Below are 1221 nucleotides of genomic sequence, written 5' to 3'. Positions count from 1 at the left end.
GCCATAAGTGTTCGAAACCTCAAAATTATTATATTTGAGTCTAAAACAGATTTATGAAATTAGAAGAAGTTTTAGGCTATATTCCAAAAGAAGAATTAGAAAAACTATCGCTTACTTACAATGTGGATCATCAAGTAAAGAAACTTCATGGACAAACGATGTTTCAATTATTACTTTTTTCTATGCTGAATATCAAACATAATAGTTTGAGAGTAATGGAAGAATTTTATCATTCCTTGGCATTCAAAAGTATTGCGAATACTAGTTATCAAGGGGTAAAATATAATTCGATTAGGGATCGATTAGTAAATATAAATCCTGATTATTTTGAAGCGATATTCAATAGTTGCCTAAAAAAATATCAAGATAAGTATTTAAAGAAAAAGCATAATATTATTTCTTTTGATTCAACGCTGGTTAGTATTTCTTCTAAATTATTAAAAGAAGGGATGGTTATTAATCAGAATAGCACGAAGAAATCAGTAAAATTTAGCATGGCATTTTCAAATATCCCGATTCATTCAAAAATCTTCACAGAACAGTCATTTGTTTCAGAGGATTTTGCTCTAAAAGAATTGATAAAAGAATGTCCATTAAATGCAGATAATATTTTAGTTTTTGATAGAGGAGTTCAAGCAAGAGCAACGTTTGAAGAGTTCAGCGAGGATGATTTAACCTTTGTCACGCGATTGAATAACTACACTCGTTTTGAAACAATCAAAGAGTTTGAACTCGTTGAGAATGAAGCGGGAAGATTAATGTTAGAACAAGATTTAGAAGTAAAATTATACGACAAACGAAATAAAAAAACGCAAAGATTCCTACGTTTAATCATTGCAAAGGAAAAGGAAAGTGAGGAAGTATTTTATTTCTTGACTAATAGTAAAACCTTAACGGCAAAAGATGTTGCAGATATTTATAAACAGCGTTGGGAGATAGAAGTATTTTTTAAATTTATAAAACAGAATCTGAATTTCAGTCATTTGTTAAGCAGAAATATCAATGGTGTAAAAGTAGTAATGTACATGACTTTGATAACTGCTATTTTATTGATTGTTTATAAAAAACTCAATAATCTCAAAGGATATAAAATACCCAAATTGAAGTTTGCCCAAGAGTTAGAAGTGCTAATTATTAAAGATATTGTGGAAAGATGCGGTGGGGATCCTAATAAAGTGAATGAAATTTTAAATCCAGAATGAGGTTTCGAACACTTATGGC

The 1221-nt window shown here is 29.5% G+C and carries 1 protein-coding gene; it reads left to right on the top strand.

Features of this window, described 5'->3' with window-relative positions; translation table 11 throughout:
• Positions 1-53: 53 nt before the first annotated feature.
• Positions 54-1202: an IS4 family transposase gene (locus tag BUB80_RS23215; RefSeq protein ID WP_073298110.1), complete on the top strand. Its 1149-nt coding sequence runs from the start codon at positions 54-56 to the stop codon at positions 1200-1202.
• Positions 1203-1221: the final 19 nt, after the last annotated feature.

The sequence above is a fragment of the Chryseobacterium polytrichastri genome (assembly GCF_900142445.1).
GTDB classification, from domain to species: Bacteria; Bacteroidota; Bacteroidia; order Flavobacteriales; family Weeksellaceae; genus Chryseobacterium; species Chryseobacterium polytrichastri.
Note: the sequence above shows the minus strand (reverse complement) of the source record. Positions and strands in the feature narration are given on the sequence as shown.